Annotated in this window: 18 protein-coding genes and 1 pseudogene; 12 read left to right on the top strand and 7 right to left on the bottom strand. The window is 39.9% G+C overall.

Annotated features, from left to right (window positions below):
• Positions 1 to 11 precede the first annotated feature (11 nt).
• The 6 genes from CSH93_RS14650 (at position 12) to CSH93_RS14620 (ending at position 10,498) form a co-directional block, all read left to right on the top strand.
• Complete coding sequence (locus tag CSH93_RS14650) at positions 12 to 2,615, top strand: PD-(D/E)XK nuclease family protein (protein ID WP_100644042.1); 2,604 nt, start codon at positions 12 to 14, stop codon at positions 2,613 to 2,615.
• Positions 2,612 to 5,752, top strand: coding sequence for a UvrD-helicase domain-containing protein (locus CSH93_RS14645; RefSeq protein WP_100644041.1), 3,141 nt, complete (start codon positions 2,612 to 2,614; stop codon positions 5,750 to 5,752). Before CSH93_RS14650 ends, CSH93_RS14645 begins: the two co-directional genes overlap by 4 nt.
• Before the next feature lie 142 nt (positions 5,753 to 5,894).
• Positions 5,895 to 6,773 (top strand): AbaSI family restriction endonuclease, encoded by an 879-nt coding sequence (locus tag CSH93_RS14640; RefSeq protein WP_100644040.1) that lies wholly within the window; start codon positions 5,895 to 5,897, stop codon positions 6,771 to 6,773.
• 527 nt (positions 6,774 to 7,300) lie between these two features.
• On the top strand, positions 7,301 to 7,798 hold the full coding sequence (locus CSH93_RS14630) for a YqiA/YcfP family alpha/beta fold hydrolase (RefSeq protein WP_240615621.1): 498 nt from the start codon (positions 7,301 to 7,303) through the stop codon (positions 7,796 to 7,798).
• 31 nt (positions 7,799 to 7,829) lie between these two features.
• The gene (locus CSH93_RS14625) at positions 7,830 to 9,125 is read left to right on the top strand and encodes a DUF2130 domain-containing protein (protein ID WP_100644037.1); all 1,296 of its coding nucleotides are present in this window, start codon (positions 7,830 to 7,832) and stop codon (positions 9,123 to 9,125) included.
• Between the two features lie 170 nt (positions 9,126 to 9,295).
• Positions 9,296 to 10,498 (top strand): hypothetical protein, encoded by a 1,203-nt coding sequence (locus CSH93_RS14620; RefSeq protein ID WP_100644036.1) that lies wholly within the window; start codon positions 9,296 to 9,298, stop codon positions 10,496 to 10,498.
• Positions 10,499 to 10,860: 362 nt separating this feature from the next.
• Here the strand turns inward: CSH93_RS14620 and CSH93_RS14615 are convergent, their stop codons facing one another.
• The 5 genes from CSH93_RS14615 to CSH93_RS14595 form a co-directional block, all read right to left on the bottom strand.
• Complete coding sequence (locus tag CSH93_RS14615; RefSeq protein WP_100644035.1) at positions 10,861 to 11,496, bottom strand: hypothetical protein; 636 nt, start codon at positions 11,494 to 11,496, stop codon at positions 10,861 to 10,863.
• A 27-nt stretch (positions 11,497 to 11,523) separates the two neighbouring features.
• Positions 11,524 to 12,222 (bottom strand): hypothetical protein, encoded by a 699-nt coding sequence (locus CSH93_RS14610; protein WP_100644034.1) that lies wholly within the window; start codon positions 12,220 to 12,222, stop codon positions 11,524 to 11,526.
• Between the two features lie 258 nt (positions 12,223 to 12,480).
• On the bottom strand, positions 12,481 to 12,783 hold the full coding sequence (locus tag CSH93_RS14605) for a hypothetical protein (protein WP_100644033.1): 303 nt from the start codon (positions 12,781 to 12,783) through the stop codon (positions 12,481 to 12,483).
• A 1-nt stretch (position 12,784) separates the two neighbouring features.
• Positions 12,785 to 13,531 (bottom strand): nucleotide pyrophosphohydrolase, encoded by a 747-nt coding sequence (locus CSH93_RS18025; protein ID WP_205663361.1) that lies wholly within the window; start codon positions 13,529 to 13,531, stop codon positions 12,785 to 12,787.
• Between the two features lie 13 nt (positions 13,532 to 13,544).
• Complete coding sequence (locus CSH93_RS14595) at positions 13,545 to 13,742, bottom strand: hypothetical protein (RefSeq protein ID WP_100644032.1); 198 nt, start codon at positions 13,740 to 13,742, stop codon at positions 13,545 to 13,547.
• 73 nt (positions 13,743 to 13,815) lie between these two features.
• Here CSH93_RS14595 and CSH93_RS14590 point away from each other — a divergent pair, with 73 nt between their 5' ends.
• The 3 genes from CSH93_RS14590 to CSH93_RS18165 all read left to right on the top strand — a co-directional run bounded on the left by CSH93_RS14590 (position 13,816) and on the right by CSH93_RS18165 (position 15,742).
• Positions 13,816 to 14,949, top strand: a complete 1,134-nt coding sequence (locus CSH93_RS14590) for a WYL domain-containing protein (RefSeq protein ID WP_164078384.1) — start codon at positions 13,816 to 13,818, stop codon at positions 14,947 to 14,949.
• A 403-nt stretch (positions 14,950 to 15,352) separates the two neighbouring features.
• Positions 15,353 to 15,583 (top strand): ribbon-helix-helix domain-containing protein, encoded by a 231-nt coding sequence (locus CSH93_RS14585; RefSeq protein WP_100644030.1) that lies wholly within the window; start codon positions 15,353 to 15,355, stop codon positions 15,581 to 15,583.
• On the top strand, positions 15,584 to 15,742 hold the full coding sequence (locus CSH93_RS18165) for a type II toxin-antitoxin system RelE/ParE family toxin (RefSeq protein WP_240615620.1): 159 nt from the start codon (positions 15,584 to 15,586) through the stop codon (positions 15,740 to 15,742).
• Positions 15,743 to 15,798: 56 nt separating this feature from the next.
• Here the strand turns inward: CSH93_RS18165 and CSH93_RS18160 are convergent, their stop codons facing one another.
• Complete coding sequence (locus CSH93_RS18160; protein WP_240615619.1) at positions 15,799 to 15,978, bottom strand: hypothetical protein; 180 nt, start codon at positions 15,976 to 15,978, stop codon at positions 15,799 to 15,801.
• Positions 15,979 to 16,071: 93 nt separating this feature from the next.
• A pseudogene (locus CSH93_RS18155) lies at positions 16,072 to 16,200 on the bottom strand (IS110 family transposase); the annotation flags it as partial.
• 107 nt (positions 16,201 to 16,307) lie between these two features.
• Between CSH93_RS18155 and CSH93_RS14570 the strand changes: the two are divergent.
• The 3 genes from CSH93_RS14570 to CSH93_RS14560 all read left to right on the top strand — a co-directional run bounded on the left by CSH93_RS14570 (position 16,308) and on the right by CSH93_RS14560 (position 18,013).
• A complete protein-coding gene (locus CSH93_RS14570) occupies positions 16,308 to 16,841 on the top strand; it encodes a cytochrome b (RefSeq protein ID WP_100644029.1) in 534 nt (177 codons plus the stop codon).
• A 112-nt stretch (positions 16,842 to 16,953) separates the two neighbouring features.
• Positions 16,954 to 17,493 carry a manganese efflux pump MntP gene (locus tag CSH93_RS14565; protein ID WP_100644028.1) on the top strand — a complete coding sequence of 180 codons (540 nt, stop codon included), beginning with the start codon at positions 16,954 to 16,956 and terminating at the stop codon, positions 17,491 to 17,493.
• A 211-nt stretch (positions 17,494 to 17,704) separates the two neighbouring features.
• A complete protein-coding gene (locus CSH93_RS14560) occupies positions 17,705 to 18,013 on the top strand; it encodes a type II toxin-antitoxin system HigB family toxin (RefSeq protein ID WP_100644027.1) in 309 nt (102 codons plus the stop codon).
• The last annotated feature ends 178 nt before the right edge of the window (positions 18,014 to 18,191 follow it).

The following is an 18,191-nucleotide window of genomic DNA, read 5'->3' as shown; positions in this document are numbered from 1 at the left end:
TCATATCTAGTATGGAATTTGTTTTAGTATCAGATCCTGTTGCTGCCAATTTTGTCAGAAGAGAACTCGCTAACTCAAAAGTATTTAATGTTAAGGTCGGTAATTACAATGCATTGCTAGAAGTACTAAAGGAGCTTTGGATCCTTGATGAGCCTTTAGATGAGTTTGATGAAGAATTACGTAGAAAGGCCGTTATGCTTACGGATGCATTCTGGTCAAAGTCCATACGAGTCGATGAAGAGAGTGTAATTCGGACATTATCTGAGACTATTTCTTTAGTCCTTAATGGGTTACCACTCGCTCAAACCGTTAATCCAATTATGAATATCGATGACCGAACTCAGAGATATTTCAACGATATTGTTAGATTAATAAACTCGTTGTCCAGCAAACCCAGAAGCTATCAAATTTCTCTTGATTGGTTTTCAATTCCTCTTAATGAGTCTTTGGCAAACCTTATTCTGCATACACATCAAAATGTCCATCTTTATCCATGGCAAAAGGATGTAGTGCATAGACTTACAGATGGGGGCCAAGTCCCTTCACAGGAAATTCAAGATGCTTTTTTGAAAATGAGTGAGATAGGCGGACCTCAATTCAATGAGGTTGCAAATAGTTTGTTTGTACAAGATTGCACTGTTACAAAACCTGAGCAATTTTATGCCATTTCATGCAGAGACCAGCAAGAAGAAGCTGAAGTTTTAGCAAATCGAATTGCCTCGTTAATCAGTACCGGTACAGACGCATCGCAGATAGCCATTATTTATCCGAAAGAAATGAAACACTTGCACTTTCTTGTGATGGCTCTTCAAAAGAGAGGCGTTTGTATAAGCAATTTCCCGATGGGAGAGGAAGTTTATGATTGGCAGAGTCAACTCTTAAGAGACCTAATAAGTTTGCAAGATGACAATGCACCTCCAATGGCATTGAAATCTGTGATAAGTAACCCTCTTATGCCTTGGTCATCATCAAATAAACTCGAACGTATTCTCAATCTAGATAGCGCCTCAAAAGAAATTGCAGATGAGATAGCACCGGGACTCTACGATAGTCTGACTAAATCTTTCCAAGATCTTTCTTTACTGAAAAGTTGGCTAAACGATGTTGGTTCATTTTTGAGTAATAATAATCAGTCGGGTATGACTAATGCGCGTTGGGAACGGTTAGTCGATTCGATTTTGGAGCTCAATCAAGAGCCTTTTGAACATTCATTTGATGAACTACGTGCGAAATTGCTGAATAAAATACAAGCTAAAAGTTTAACGCTCTCTGACGAAAAAGGCTTTTATCTGGATGCGGTGCTAGCGGTTAATTCTGAGGAGGATTTGCCTTTTCCTGTAGACCACCTATTTTGGATGCACATGAATGATGGTCACTATCAACTTAGCCAAAATGCCTTGATAAAAGGTACGGTTTTTGATCTTCAGCAATACCATGATTTAGGATTGGGTGCTCATTTGGGAGCTGAGCTCGATAAGAGAAAGTCCATTTTAAAACGAAGTATCAGTAGAGCGAAGAAATCAATTACCGCTACTGCATGTGAATTCGATTTAGATGGTTCAGTGATCCAATTAGGAGATATTACCCTAGACTTAACACTATGTTTTTATGAGCCCAAAGAAGCCAATCCAAAAGCACTATTTGACGGAATTTCAGATCTTGAAGATAGCTTTTTCACTTGGGAAACGATACCTATTATCGCAAGCGAAAATAGACTTAATGCTGACTTAAACTTTTCGCGCAATCTACTGCATCTAAACGTCGACAAAGATGGTAACCCAAGGCCTGAATCTCCCAGTAGCCTCGAAAAACTTGTGATTTCACCTCTATATTGGCTACTGGAACGGCAAGGAATTGTAGATAGATCATGGAAGGTTCAGAAGTTAGATCCTAATTTGGAAGGTAAAGTTGCTCACAAAGTGTTTGAGTTGTTTGAAGAGTATCAGAGCAATAGGGATATTGAGAGTTACTACGAAGAATTATTCTTTAACGCTATTGAGATAGAAGCTCCATTCTTGAAGGGGCCGGAGTGGCGTTTGGATAGAATCAACTTAAGTCGAGACATAAAGAAAGCTCTAGATGTTTTCAGCAAATGGTTAGCAGAAACTAAATGGTCGATTGATCAAGCAGAACTTATGCTCCACGGAGAATTATGGGGGATCCCAGTAAAAGGGTTTAGTGATGCGGTTTTAGCAAAAGACAACAAGGTTTTAATTTTAGACTACAAAAGATCGAAGTCAGACGAGCGCTTTCGCCGACTATCGAAAGGGTATGATTTGCAAACATTCATTTATAGAAAGCTTTATTCTCAAATGTTTGGAAATTGCGTCATTCAAAGTGGTTACTACATTCTGAAGGATCAGACATTTGTGCTTGACATTTCAGAGGCTGCAAACGGAATAGCCAAGTTATTGTCGCCAGATTGTTCTCTAGATGAGCAATCTATCAACGCGAGGAGGTGTGTTGAACAGTCTTTATCAGAGTTGTCAAATGGCTTGGTTAAATTGAATAGTCATGATGATTTAGAACTTTGGAAAAAACGAGGTGTTAACCCAATTGCCATCGAAGAAAATAGTTTGATTCAACGCTTTTTACGCGAAGGAGATAGCAAATGAGTAGCGTAAATCCTTCGAAACTATTGAAAGGTGAATATATAAAGGCTGGTGCCGGCGCAGGTAAAACTTTCAGCATTATGCAACGCGTTACACAGCTCATACAGAACGGCGAGATAGGGGCAGATAAAATACTAGCCGTTACTTTCACCAATGCTGCTGCAAATGAGATGAAAGAAAGGATCAGAAGAGACTTACTTGAACTAGGGCTTATTGAACAGGCAAATAAAATACAAGAATCGACGATTTCAACAATACATGGGTTTGGATTGGAGTTGATCAAGCGGTTTGCCTTTGAAAAAGGCATTTCTCCAAATCCAAGACAGTTAATAGAAGCAGAACAGAAGCAATTGATACGTTCTGCTTTGGAACAAGTTGAAGTAATTGAAACCGTCGTAAACGATTTAAGAAAATATGGCTATAAAGGCAGCCAGTCAGAGGGGGCTGTAGACAAATTTCGGACAAAGCTTTTGAGTGTTACAGATAAACTGCGCTTAATTGGGAAAGGATGTGAAAATGAATTAGAAAATTTGGTCAAAGACGCAAAAGATCATCTATCCATGATCTATGGACCAATAATTTCTGACGCCGACGCTTTAAATTTATCACTCTGGAACGCTATTCAGGTCTTAAGACATAACAAGCCGGACGTGGATATCATTATGAAAGAGTGGGGGTCAAACCGCTACGCTAGAAAATTCATTGAAACTGCGTACTCAACAGACTTATCTGATATTCAATCCGATTGGAGCGTATGGACTTCTCTTCAAATGGGAGGAGCCCCTAAAATTGAGAAATCGCCAGATAGGCATCTAGCCGAAGCCATCTGGGATGCGGCTGATAGACTGTCTGCACATCCTGGCCCACTATTGGAGGCTTTGTCACATATTGAAGCTCTATTGAAAGGTGCTCTAGAAGTTTTGGATATCTACAACTGTGATAAGGAGTATGCAGGCCTAATAGATTTTAACGATATGGTTGCTTTGGCGCACAGTATCCTAGGTTCCGAAGAGTTGAAGAATGAAATTATAAGGAAATTTGATTTCCTTATAATTGATGAATTTCAGGATACTAATCCTCTCCAGTTTGCGTTGCTTCATCAGTTCGAAAAAGCAGGCATACCGACACTTATAGTAGGCGATTTGAAGCAATCGATCATGGGATTCCAAGGTGCCGACTCTAGACTATTTCAAAGCATCTTAACAAAAGGGAATGAGACTGAAGAGGTTGTAGTAAGAGAGCTCTCCAATAATTGGCGAAGCACGCCGGAGCTTATGGAATTCATTAATGAGATCGGCAATGAATTATACGGTGAAGAGTATCATCATTTGTTTGTTAAAAAAGAGGCATCTTATAAGTCAGACTTCCCTGCAGTACAAAAGCTAGTCTTTGATCCTGAACATTGGGCCCCAGACAACCGCTCTACGAACAAATATTCAATGAGCAGTGATGCCCATTATGTCTTAGCTAAACACATAAAAGAGATTATTGATTCGGGAAAGCCTGTTACTGATCGGCATACTAAAGAAAAGAGGAAAATTAGACCTTCAGATATAGCGGTACTAGGTGATACTCATCAAGTTCTATCGGAGTTCTCTCAGGTCTTAAATGAATTTGGACTAGAGACCAAACTAGGCAAAGACGGTTTCATGGAAGAAACGGTAGTGCACTGGATTACCAATGCATTGAAGTATGTAGCAAACCCTCAGGACCATTTTGCAATACTCGATTTGGTTACATCTGATTATGCCAATGGTTCATTAAATGAATTGTTATCAGGATTTTTTGAGAAGCGATTCTTTGATTTAGACGTCACTCATAAACTTCGACAAATTTCAAAGGGCTGTCGCTATTCAGATATTCCATCAGTTGTTCAAGCTACGATCGAAGGACTAGATATTTGGACGAAACTGAAAAGTCGATCTGATTACTTACAGCAGCGAGCCAACATGATTAAGTTTATAGGCTTAGCAGAGCGCTTTCAATCATTGCAGCCCGAATCTTTAGAAGCGATGGGAATTTATGGAAAGAATCTGAACACATTTATCTTGTGGTTAAGTGAATCTTCTGACGATGACACTATAAAGAATTTACCGGCTGTTGAAGCTTCACCTGAAGATGCAATCGTTTTGAGCACTTGGCACAAATCGAAGGGGCTCGAGTGGCCTATTGTTATGGTTTTAAATCTACATAAAGATAGGGCTCCGCGGCTTCCGGACATTAACTTTGACTATAAGTCTTCCGATATAAACACGATGTTGGAAAGTAGTTACATTAGTTTCTTCATGGACTTTGCAAACTCAGCCACAAAAGAAAATTTTAAAAGCTCGCTAAGAGTTAGAAGTTTATCTACAACGAGAAATCTGGCGTATGTAGCACTTACAAGGGCAAGAGAATCTCTCATCCTCCCTTACTATGATAATGATTGTGACCTGTCTATTTTGGCATTAATTAAAGGCGTCTTTGAGAAGCCTACTTTTGAGTGCCATGAGGTAGAAGCTATTTATGTTGATAAACCGGATAGCTTGCGAGATGTATCGGTTGCAAATAGAGTCCTGTCAAAGCAGCACCTTAAACTATCAGTCAAACCTGCAGTTGTATCACCATCAATGAACCATTCAACAAGTACAAGTGAAATAGCTGCAAAATGCATTACATATGGTGTTTCCATAGACTTGAGTCGTCTTGATGAACGGTGGGAAGCCAATCGAATAGGTAATTGGTTTCACAAGTGTCTAGAAGTGAGCATTAAAAATCCCAATTTGATGGCTCGATGTGTAGGCCTTTTACCTCAGGATATTAGAGAGACAGATATCCAAGATCTATCAGTTGCACAGGTTCATCATTTTAAAACTTGGTTAGATTCGCTATCACCATTAGAAACATTCTGTGAGGTGCCTGTATTATCAAAAAATGGTGATGGTCAAACCGTATCTGGAACCATTGATCTGTTGATCAAAACTGATAGCGGATATTGGATTATTGACCACAAAACGGATAAGACTACTGATATTGATAAGCATCTTTCTCAGTTGTTTAGCTATGTGCAGATGCTAGATGAATCAAAACCTGTGATTGGTATTGGTGTCAATTGGATAAGAAAGGGCTCCTTAAGTTTACTTCCATTGCCACTTGAGTAGATGCACACCATAAAATTAACGATTACAAAATGAGGCCTTTTCTTTATCTCGCTCGAGAAGGTACGTTCAGATATGTGTATTAACACAAGAGCGGTTAAGGTGAGCCTCGTCATAAACATTGCTAAAAGCGTTAAATAGAAGAATGGATAAACAAGAATACATCCTTAGAAGCTTGCAGAAAGTTTCCAGTAAAAAATGGGAATTATTTATCATCTCTAGAATATTTCATTCATTAAATGATCTAGACATAGAATTTGTGACGCAACAATTTGTTCGCCGTCCAAATGGGAAGCGAGCACTAACTGACTTGTTCTTCCCTCAGTTTGATTTGCATTTAGAAATAGATGAGCCGTTCCATCTGAATCAAATTGATAATGACCAAAAACGTTCTCAAGATATCGTAGACATAACTGGGCATGAGGTTGTCAGAATAAAAGTCTTAGGGGCTGATGAGCAAACAAAATCTATGGAAAGTTTGTGCTTTGAAATAGACGAGTTCGTTCGCCATCTTAGAGAATTAAAAACAAAAGCGGTTAAAAGCAATTCTTTTGCTCGATGGGATTTTGAATCTAGGCATTTATCGTCCAACGTCATCAAGCGAGGCTATGTTTCGATTAAGGACAATGTAACATTTAGGACTCAAGTAGAAGCATTGAAGTGCTTCGGGTTTAAAGGTAGGGGCTATCAACGTGGCGCTTGGAAGATCCCTGATGGGAGTGAAGACTGGGTGTGGTTTCCCCGACTTTACGAGCACGGTATGTGGCACAATAATTTAACCGAACAAGGCCAAGTGATCGAAGAGGTTGCAATAAACGAAGAGGGAATTAAATCAATAGAGCAACAAAAGAAAACTCTAGAAGATAGACCTAACGGGAAAGCTATAGTTTTTGCCAAAGCAAAGGATGCTTTAGGGTTTAACTTGTTACGCTATGTTGGCACTTTTACACCCGATCTCAGTGTCAGTGACGAAACGAAAATGATATTTAGGCGTGTTGCAACAATAGAGCCTGTTCGCGCTTAACTAAAGTTAAGTGATGAAAAGTAAATATGAGGCCTATACAGTTAAGTCACGCAATTTTAAGGTTCGAAGTTGTAAATTAATATTTTTGCAGAACTATACTCAGATTAATGCTGTTAAAGAGAGAATTTAGATGCGTCACCTGAGCAATGAGCAACGAATTCAGCTGCTTAAAATAGTACCGAGGAATATGAAAAGGGCTGGTTTTACAGATGAGCACATAACAGAGCAATCGAGGCTAAATAGATTGAAGCTTCTGAGAACAGATGAGCAAATATACGAAGATAGTTGGTACAAATCTCTAGATTTGCAAATGGACAAGTTACTACAAGAGCGAAACTTAGCTAATCAGCCAGATTGGTACAAAGCTTTGAAGCGATGGTTGTCCATCTAGAAAGCGAGCGTTGTATATTATGTTCTTTGCTAAAGCCAAATCGAGTGAATATAAGCGAAAGACACTAAAGCAAAGGCTGCTTGTTTACTGTGTGCAGAATACTTTTACAAACGGAGACTAAGATGAGAGCACTATCGTGAAAGTAATTTTTTCTCACGGGAAGGAAAGCGGCCCATGGGGCAGCAAAATAAAAAGCTTGGCTGAGATTGCTAAATCTGCTGGGTTTGAAGTGGATAGTATTGATTACACATTGACTTACAACCCTGACGAACGAGTAGACATACTCTCAAGTTACCTAGCAAAAGAAACAGATGATTTTGTTTTAGTCGGCTCCAGTATGGGCGGCTATGTGAGCTTAGTGAATGCAATGGAATTGCATCCAAAAGGCTTGTTTTTATTGGCTCCAGCCCTTTTCATGCCTAATTACGCTGTGCAGCACTATAAGCAGACCTGTCACACGGAGATTGTTCATGGTTGGTCTGATACCGTCATACCCATTGAACATTCCATCCAGTTTGGTGAGAAAAATAAAACGACACTGCATCTAATTGATGGTGACCATTCGCTAAGTTCATCACTCCCTACGATAGAGCCATTATTCAATCAATTTCTTATTGTTTGCAAAGGCACGTAAGCAATATTGGAACAAGAGATAAGGATGAAACATGCAAGAAATCAAATGTCCGAACTGCGGGAAAGCATTCAAAATTGATGAAGCGGGATACGCGGATATTTTAAAACAAGTTCGCGATGACGATTTTGATAAGCAGCTTGCAGAACGTTTGTCTTTTGCAGAGAAGGAAAAGCATTCAGCCGTCGAACTTGCAAAACAACAGGTTACGACTCAGCTGGAAAGGAAAGCTGCGGAAAAGGATGCTGAACTGCAGGAATTAAAGAACAAGCTTGAAAATTTGACTACAAATCAAAAGTTGCAACTGACAGAGGCATTGCGCCAAATCGAGCAAGATAAAGATTTAGAAATTCAGAAGCTCAAGTCCAAGCTTGAGTCTAGTCAAACTGAGCAGCAGTTAGCGATTCATACCGCTGTTTCACAACTAGAAAAAGAGCGAGACAACTATAAGATCCAACTTGAAAAAACTGAGATTGAGAAAAAGCTGGCAGAAACCTCATTAAAAGAAAAATACGAGACCCAGTTAAAAGATCGCGATGACGCGATTGAGCGACTAAGAGATATGAAGGCGCGGTTATCGACAAAAATGGTTGGGGAATCGCTTGAACAACACTGTGAAATAGAGTTTTCAAGAATAAGAGCTATGGCATTCCCTCGAGCCTACTTCGAAAAAGACAACGATGCTAGCGGTGGAAGTAAGGGGGATTATATCTTTCGTGACAGCGATGAGAATGGCACAGAGATTGTTTCTATCATGTTTGAAATGAAAAACGAGAATGATGAAACGGCCCACAAAAAGAAGAACGAAGATTTTTTCAAGAAATTAGATAAAGATAGGAATGAAAAAGGATGTGAGTATGCGGTATTGGTTTCAATGCTGGAACCTGAAAGCGAGCTGTACAACGGGGGGATTGTCGATGTTTTCCATCGCTATCCCAAGATGTATGTTATCCGCCCACAATTTTTCATTCCTATCATTACCTTGCTGAGGAACGCAGCAATGAACTCGCTGAGGTATAAGAATGAGTTAGAGGCGGTGCGTGCGCAAAACATCGATATTACCAACTTCGAAAACGACTTAGAGCAATTTAAGACGGCGTTTGCCAAAAACTATGATTTAGCGTCTAGAAAATTCAAAACGGCTATTGATGAAATTGATAAGTCGATTGACCATCTTCAAAAGACAAAAGATGCATTGCTAGGTACTGACAGAAACCTGCGTTGGGCTAATGATAAGGCCCAAGACGTGACGATCAAAAAACTGACTCGTAAGAACCCCACAATGGCGGCAAAATTTGAGGAATTGGGACAATCGGGTAAATCAAGTTAACTATGACCATTACAAAACTATTAATTCAAAGAGAGTATTTGATGGACAAGCGGGTTGTAACTGAGTTTATCTAAATCGTTTAGTTCATCGACATTTGCTTTTATTCAGAAGCGATGCTCATAACATTAACAAGCCAATCTCTGTGGGTTAATTTATGAAAGGATATACAAATGAGTAATATCAGACAGCACTTATTAGCGGAAGTCGAAGCCGGAAAAATGGATACAACTTTTACTCTCAAGGAACTAGCAGAAAAATTCGGTCATGACGAGTTTTGGCTTATTGATGGTAAGAAGTATGACGCGAATACGGTCAAAACAATTTTCTCAAATAATTCAATTGGACCTGGAGACAGGGTTGGAGAATCAGTAAAAAGAGGTAGCACTGCATTATTCATAAAGGGTGAAGAAAGAGGTACTTATACCATTTTGATTGATGATGAAAAGGGCAGTGAATGTTTTAATCTTCGACCGGGAAGGAGCAATACGGTTAGCTCTATTGCTCGGTCAAATACTCTAGTGTCGAATAAAGATACTTTGATTACATCCCCTCTGATATCTCAGTTTGTGAGAGAAATGGCACTTCTTATTGCGGATAAAAAACGTTTTGAGCACTCATTTGATATAAAAGATAAGGCTTGGGGTAGAGCAAAAGGAACTAAGTGGAGTTGCGGTTCTCTTTTGCACGCAAAGAAAGAATATTGGTGGAATGGTGACTATGAAACTAATAAAGCGCAGTTGCATGCATTATCGCAAGGCCTGAAGGAAAGCATCGATTCAGAGGATGAAGTTAAAGCACTATATTTCAGCCTTAGAACATTGGAATGGGGGGAAGTCTATAGGGGGGCAGTGAAATTTTTATTAGATTCATTTGACAACAAATGCATTGTAGAAAAATTAAAGACTGCGCGAAGAATATTAGATGGGAATGAGTATGCTATTGAACAGTTTGAAAATGGTCATTTAAGAATGGATTCAGGTATGACCAAAGTTTATTCACTGATCTGTAATGCGTCCGTGATAATGGACTCTCGTGTGGCAGCTGCCATGACATTGATTGCTGAAAGACTATTTAATCGAGAGGAAAAGCAGGAGTTATCAACCCTCCAAATTTTTGCTTGTGGTACATCTACGACATCCGATAAAAAGCGACGAACGATAAATAATAAGAAAGTTTTTAGCCGTGTGTTAAAGCCTGCCAATCAAGCGCATCACAACATTATGGCTAATTGGCTTATTCAAGAGTCGGTTTTACAAGCAGAATTAATAGAGCCTTCACTCTACGAACTTTGGGAAGAAGAGAACCGTTCAGAACTAATGAGAAGCGTTGAAGCTGCATTATTTATGATTGGATCAGATATTTCAAATGGGTAAGAATTACGAAAATACAGTCTGTGTAAGTTTTGAATAACTTTATTTTGTGAAAAATATCCTAATGATTTTGAAACATCGAAAACATCAATCCGAATAATGGTCGTTAAGAGAAAGTGCTTCCTGTTAAATAAGGTTAATCAAGTGGATCGATTTGTTGAGAATCAAGGGTTGCGCACGTAAACTGGTTAGTGCAACGCGCGCAACCACTCTTGACTAATCAAAGCGCCCTTTTGTAGTTAGGCTGCTCAACGGTAGTAGATGTTCAAACAAGACTACTGCTCCCGTCAAGGTAGCATGACAACCTCAAGTTGTTGTAAAAAATTACAACAATGTTTAGTTTACGTTGGAAACGGCAAGAGTGGTTATTGGTGCCCCCGCCATGCAAACTCGATTTGCCACATTCCCTCTACCGATTGGTTAGCAAGATATTGTTTAATTTTTTGAATAATTAGACTGTATTGCTTATTGTCGAGTTGCGTCCATGCAGGCACACCAGAGTTTAGTTTGTGATTCGGAAAGTCATGCTTTTTAAAAGAGAAGTGTTCTTTGTCTATTTTTCGCAACTGCTCTAATAGCAGTCGATCAATTGGCGGATGAATAAAGTCTGCGAACTTTTTCGCTCCTAGCTCTCCCAAAAAGAAGACCTTCAAGTAAACGTTTAGCATCTTTGCTGCAATACCATAAGTGAAGTTGCGACAATCCAGCGATTTTTTGCTTTCAAGATTAAACCTAGTGATTACTTCATTTACTCTTGACTCATCTAGCATTTCTAAAATGAAACTGTTGTGCCAAGCGTCAAATTCCTCTTGCGATGTAAATTCTTGGACGAGATTAATGCGCTCTAAAAATTCTGTCTCACTCAAGTTGCATTGCATCAAAAGTCTTTTTCCAAGCTCAACACTGAATCTGAATTTGGTGCTGTTATTAGCGGCTGTGCTCGCAGCCCAGGCAGCAAGGATGTGTTTATGAGCTGGAAGTGTATATTCTTGTATATTCATGTAAGACTCCTTTAAAGAAAATTTTTGTTAGTTAAGTTTTGTTGACTTCGTTGCCTCTGAATTCAACATCAGCTTTATTTTTTGCATTTGGTTCGTAATGTACTTATTTGCAGCTGGGTTCTGCTTTTCCCAGCCCGTCACGTTCGATGCTTTTTCGAAATACAAAAAGTAAAAACTCAGCAGTTCAAACAACTCATAGCGCCCTTCAGGTCTAACTAAATGCTTTTTATCATTTTGCATTTTGGGGTACACATAGGTGTTGAGTACTCCATGCATAAAGTCGTCGTTGATTGGATAATCATTAACCGGCCTATCCAATCTTGGAGTTGGTCTAATACCTATTGGTTTGGGCATAAAGCCGACCGAGTAAGGCAGTTGCTTTTTAAACCTAGTAAGCTGTTCTTTTAACAAGAGGGTTCGCCAACCATTTAGCCCATCTTCTTTGCATTTCCATTTTTCCTTTGGGACGGTGAGGAAGGATGTTTTCTCATAAATCATGTCGCAACACTTTCTAACCAGCTTTAAATCTCCTTCTGATAATTGATATCCATCTTTGATCTCGGGCAGTGAGTGAAACACATTGCGAGCCTCATTTGCTTTTTCCTTGGATTCAAAGTCTTGAGTAGTTAACCTGTTATTGAACAAGGAAACCATTTCAAGACTAGAAATAATCCAGCTTTCTAGTGATGGGTACCACCAGGAAATATCGTATTTTGTTTTACTCATATAGTTCACCCCTCATAATTGAATTAATGTTTAGCCAGCAGTTGCTGGGGGATACTAATTTTTTGATTGAGACCAAATTGTTAAAGAACTATTGTGCTGTTGAGGCAAGTAAGATTATGCACATCCGCTGGACATAGAGTGTCGTACGCTGATGGTTCTTATGAGGAAAGTGGAGATAAGGCGCTTGAAATGGTTATGACGTGTGCTTGTGAATGTTTAACATCGACAAGCACTTGGGAGCGTCCTTTTAACTACATTTTAGTGCTGTTCTTTCTTGCTTGAAAAAAGAGCTGAAAATTCAATAAGCTCTCCGAGCGTATCAATGAGCAGCGGTTTGTCGCTATCGCTGGCGTTCTCAACCGCGTTTGTAACTGCCTGTAATGCGCCGTTGCAAATCTGTGCCATAAGAATGCTCTGGTCAACTGATAGATGCTTATGACCCTCCTCGCTGCCCGTCACAACGCCTATTGCGGTGCTAATTTCCACAAATAGAGACTTATCATCAAACATTTCAGGCGTATCCCACTGTTTAATAACTGACATTGCAAGTTCATACTTCATATCAATCACCCTTAGCATTTAAAGCTGGATTGCTTTTGTGTCTGTTAGCGTCCCTGTTGGTCTTCTTCTCCATATTTCGGATGAATGCTTCACTTAGGTTGATATCCATTTGGTTGGCCAAACAGGTAAGGACAAACAATACATCGGCCAGTTCATCGGCAATCGCGCCTTTTACATCGACAGGCCTTTCATTCGGTTTAAAACTCTGTTGACCGAACTCTCTGCCAATTAATCGTGCAACCTCACCTACCTCTTCAACTAGGTTGGACATATTGGTGAGTTCATTAAAATAGTCAACACCCACACTCTTAATCCATTTATCTACCTGATGTTGAAGTGCTGACAAATCAACTTTAATGTTTTCATTTGATTTCGTAGTTTGACTTTGCATAAGGTCCTCCAGAACGGGAATTTTGTGTGTAATTAGGTAAATCGAATCTTCATATTCGCTTAGGAAGCTAGAAAACTGAACCACAAGGTAGTTATAGCATTGACTGAGCGAGCCAATTGCAGCGAATTCAACTAATGAATCAGCATTATCAACGAGCACTTTGGCAACCATTTCTACCTGCTGAATGTTCTCAAACATAGGTAGATCGCCTGGTTCAATATATATTGACTTAATAAAGAGCTTAAATCGTCCTGAAACCGAGTTTAAAACCCCCGCCATGCCCAGAAGTAAGGCTGCATCACTTTGAACAGATTGAGGGATCGAAAAGCAAAAGTAATCACTGGTTAGTTTCTCCATACTCACCTCAATTTTAACAGCGCGCTAAAAGAAGCATGGTTTGATCGCCAAATCCCATCCAACTGCCAGTCTTTGCGTCTATTGTTCTGTCACTAGATGCATCATACCAACCTAGTAATATCCCATTGGCAGAGTATATGCGTTTGTTACCGTTATTCAGAACCCAAAGCTTGCCAATCGCTATCCCTTGATTGTCTCGAATATATTGCATAGTTTTAACTCCAGTTATGAATATATTTAGTTAACCATGGTTCATGGACAAAATGTGTCGCAGTGAGGATCGCATGACAAAGGTATTTCGAAATTCAGTTGAACGGTTTGAGATTAATGCTGACATTGCGTCTGTAATTGCGGTTGGAGAGTCAAACAAGACTAATTTTCCTGACATTGTGAGTTATTTAGCGCCTCAACATCAGGAAGGAAAATCTGACAGTGCTTTTAAAAAGGAAATAGAAAGGCTATGCAAAAAGATGGTCGAAGAGACTTACGACCCTGAAGATGCAACAGGGTTAGTGAAAGTATCGTCAACGGGAAAGGCCACACAGTATTACTGGTCAGACGAAGTCGACAAGTCTATCTATATTGAAAAGTTCATCATCACGACACCAAGAGCTCTGGCGTTACAATTTAGCAAAAAACATTTATCGACGCTTTTGCCATCATCGCTGCTAGGTGGTTTGGAAGAAGACTTCAGGCTAGCCGAAGAGAAGCTAAACACAGAAGGAGTGAAGTTATCAGACATAATAGATTACTCTCCAACTGGACTAGCGATGTCACATAGAGAGTTCGATGAGGGTCTCCATAAGGTGATCAATATAGTGTTTGATGCGCTTGTGAACAGACGAGTTATCAAGTTCAAATATGAATCTATTCACGCTAAGTTCGAAGGCATGAACGTTGTATCACCACAAAAGCTTCTTTATTTATCTGGGCAAACTCGATTACTTGGATATGAGCACACTAAAGACGCGCTAAAGTACTTCAGCATAGATAAGATGATGGATGTTGCCTATGAAAACGACAAACACTTTCGCGAGCTTGACAAAAGTGAGTTCGAGACTACTCATGAACTTATTATTAAGTGCCATAGCTGGGTAAAGGATTTACTTATTCGTAGTAGCTTCAGTGAAGCTGTGAACTGTCATGAAGTTGCGAAAGATGTTTGGAAGGTGAAAGATCAAGTCACTATCCCCAAGCACTTCAACGACGGCCGTCCTGATGTTTTCTATATTGCCAATTATTTATCGTCATTCGGTGATTCTTTAAAAGTTATTGAGCCGATTTTTTTGGTGAATGAAATGAGAAGAAGAGCCGAGAAAATGAAGGAATTATACAGCGGAGAGGGTTTAAGTGACGAGTCTATATTATCCAAAAGTCCTGAAGAAATGGCCTTTAAGAATAATCGCAACGAAGATTGAAACCACAGGGAAATAGTACTGTGGTCTAAAGGTTCTTTGCACAAAGTGTGCATGAATCACCAAGGGTGAAATAAAAATTATCCCCATATATCAGTATCTTGGTAAAGTTTGAGGGGGCGAGTCGGGAAATCCATACTAAAGTCATGGAGTTGTACGACTTGTTGTAAATTACAACACCGCCTAAATCAGCGGTTAAATAATGTGAATTAAAATAATGTGAATTAATCTCGACTTAAACTGACATATTCGATAACAAGGCGGAACTGAATCTGACAGACTGCTGTGTACCTTGAGTTCAACTGGTGATTATTTCCGCTTTTGTTATCTCCCTATTACAAAATGCTGACATTTACAGAGGCCTGGTGCAACATTGCACCAGGTGGTATCTATTGGAGTTAACATCATGCCTCGTCAAAGTATTACTCTGACTGAAAAAAATGCTGGGTGGCTTAAAAGCCATGTAGAAGATACGCAAGAATATGCTAACAAAAGTGAGCTAGTGAATGATTTGATTCGTCGGGCCAGACGCGCTGAGGAAATAAATCAAAAGCTCGTCAGTGCAGAAAGAAGTGGATTTATCGACCAATCGCCTGAAGACATGCTGAAAGAATTCAAGGCTGAGTTAAAACGATAAATGGAAAGCTACAAGTTATCGTTGAATGCCAAAGAGGATCTCAAAAGAATTTATGCATATGGATTTGTAAAATTTGGCGAATTCCAAGCAGATAAGTATTTCGAAGGCTTTCTTCAGACATTTGAAAAAATTGCGAGTAATCCAACTACATATCAATAAGTTGAGCATATTCGGCAGGGTTACAGACGCTGCGCTCACGGTTCAGACAGTGTTTATTATCGCTTCAATGGTGTTGAAGTTGAGATGATGGCAATACTGGGGGGCAAGAAGTGGTTGAATGGCTCTAAACCATGCCAACCAACAAAGCTCAGTGTCCGCTCTTTGTCTGTTGTTGCGATACAAGGGCATTCTTCAGCTGTGTACGTATTGCCGACATTGGCAAATTCTACAATCAATCCAAAATTGCACTCAAATCGGCAGTCGCTGAGTGTTTAAGTTTCAACGACTGCTATCAAAGGCAAAGCTGACGTTAGTCAGTCTATCTGTCTAGCCACTTCTGCCAGCAACTTGCTTCCTTTGATGGTTTTTCGCAGTTTTGTCTTGCCATGCTGATTTCTTCCATGAATACTAAAAACTAGTTTGGCTAAATCAATGCCAACGACTCTAATTAAGGACATATGGACTCTCCACCGTATTTTGAAATCTCGCAATTTCACTATGGCACATCAATGCCGAAAAGGTGGCGAGTCCATATCATTCGTTAGACAACACTTAGGAAGGAAAAATGACGAATCACAATCGCTACTCTGCAGTCTCTACGGTTAACCACTGGGTAACTGCTCTTCTTGTCGTTGTGATGCTGGTTCTGGGCTATGCAGTGGCGGCCGCGCCATCACAAGTGATCGAGGATTATATTCTGGGTATTCATGTATCCTTGGGATTTTTTGTGTTTCTTTTCGTCACATGGCGCGTAATATTCAGATTATATGAAGGATTTCCTGAAAATGTCGGGAAGACTGCATTGGAACGCTGGATCGCGTATGTAACTCACAGAGTAATATTACTTCTGTTAGTGCTCATGGTCGTTACCGGCCCTATGTACCTTTTTACAGAAAACGAATGCATCAATGTTTTCAATTGGTTCTCTGTTTGCCTACCTTTAGAAAGTTTGTCGATTATTCATGAGCCAATGGAATGGCTGCACGTAAACGCCGGCCTTTATGTGCTGCCGGCGTTGCTTGTGCTGCATTTCGTCGGCGCAATCAGGCACTACACACTACGCACCACGCGTAATCAGGAGAGCCCTTCGGAGCTATGAATAATTACACACTGCATGTCTAACATTACACTTCAAGCGACGCAGCAAAGTTTCGCGCCTGAGCGCGGCGTTACTAGAGTTCAGGTTCCGAGAATATTTGTGGGATTTTCTAATGATTGAAGTTTTCATTCTGGCCGTAGCACTGAGCATGGATGCATTTGCGGTTTCTGTAGGGCTTGGTTCAAAGCGATTCAAGAAAACTAGCTCTCTGGCAATGATCTCCGGAATATATTTTGGGCTATTTCAAGCAATAATGCCCCTTATAGGTTTCTTAGGCGGAAAAGGGGTGCTTGGTTGGGTTGAGGACTATGCACATTGGGTGGCTTTTTTTCTTCTTTTACTTATTGGTGGAAAAATGATTTATGAAGCTATAAGTGAGGGCATAGAAGAAGATATTGCGCAAATTACTCATAAAGTAATGCTTATTTTGGCTATTGCTACAAGTGTAGATGCTATGGCTGCTGGGTTTACACTAAATCTAATTGAAGTCAATCCACTATTAGCTTGCGGAATTATTGGTGTTACCACTTTTATATTTAGCCTGGCTGGTGTTTTTGTAGGTGCCAAGAGCGGAACATGGCTTGAAAGTAAGGCAGAGCTATTGGGCGGTACAATACTTATTATGATCGGGTTCAAAATTCTGGTATTTTGATTCTACGCTCTGGCTCCGCCTGCGCTGGGCGTTCTCAACTGTCCGCTTACAAAGCAAAGTGATCACTCAATTCTCAAGTAGCTAGACCTAAGATCCGCAATCATCCACTATTAAAAATTCCAAAATGTGAATGTCGGCTGCTTGTCTATTCCTGAAGTTGACATTTTGTCAACCATGAGTTAGTGTTGCCATATTGTCAATTGGAGTTCGCATGCACATTATCTCTAAACGTCCCTTTAATGACGCGGCAAAGGAGTACCCAAATCAGAAACAGGCTATAGAGGATGTTTATAATGTGCTACGTAAAGCGAAATTCTCCTCTCCAGACGAAATGAGGAAATTGTTTCCATCGTTGGACAATTTTAAATATGAAGATAAATGGTGGGTAATCGACATAGGCGGAAATCACTTGCGTCTTATCGCCTTTATCCAATTTGTGCAAAACCGTATCTATGTTAAACATATCGTTTCACATGCTCGGTACGATAAAATTTGTAAACGCTATGCCAGAGGAAGTTAATTATGACCGCTCTCGCTATTAAAGATGCCTGCCACAATTTTGCGGAGTCAGCGGCTCCTTATTTGTTTATCGTCGATGAGCAACATTACAGAGAAGCCTTGGAACTTATTGAAAGTCTGCTTGAAGAAGCCGAAGATACTCCTGATGATCCGCTTAATCAGGTCATAGAGTTATTAGC

The sequence above is a fragment of the Neoalteromonas facilis genome (genome assembly GCF_002807665.1).
GTDB lineage: Bacteria > Pseudomonadota > Gammaproteobacteria > Enterobacterales > Alteromonadaceae > Alteromonas_E > Alteromonas_E facilis.
The sequence above is the reverse complement of the archived record's forward strand: the minus strand, read 5'-3'. Positions and strand labels throughout refer to the sequence as shown.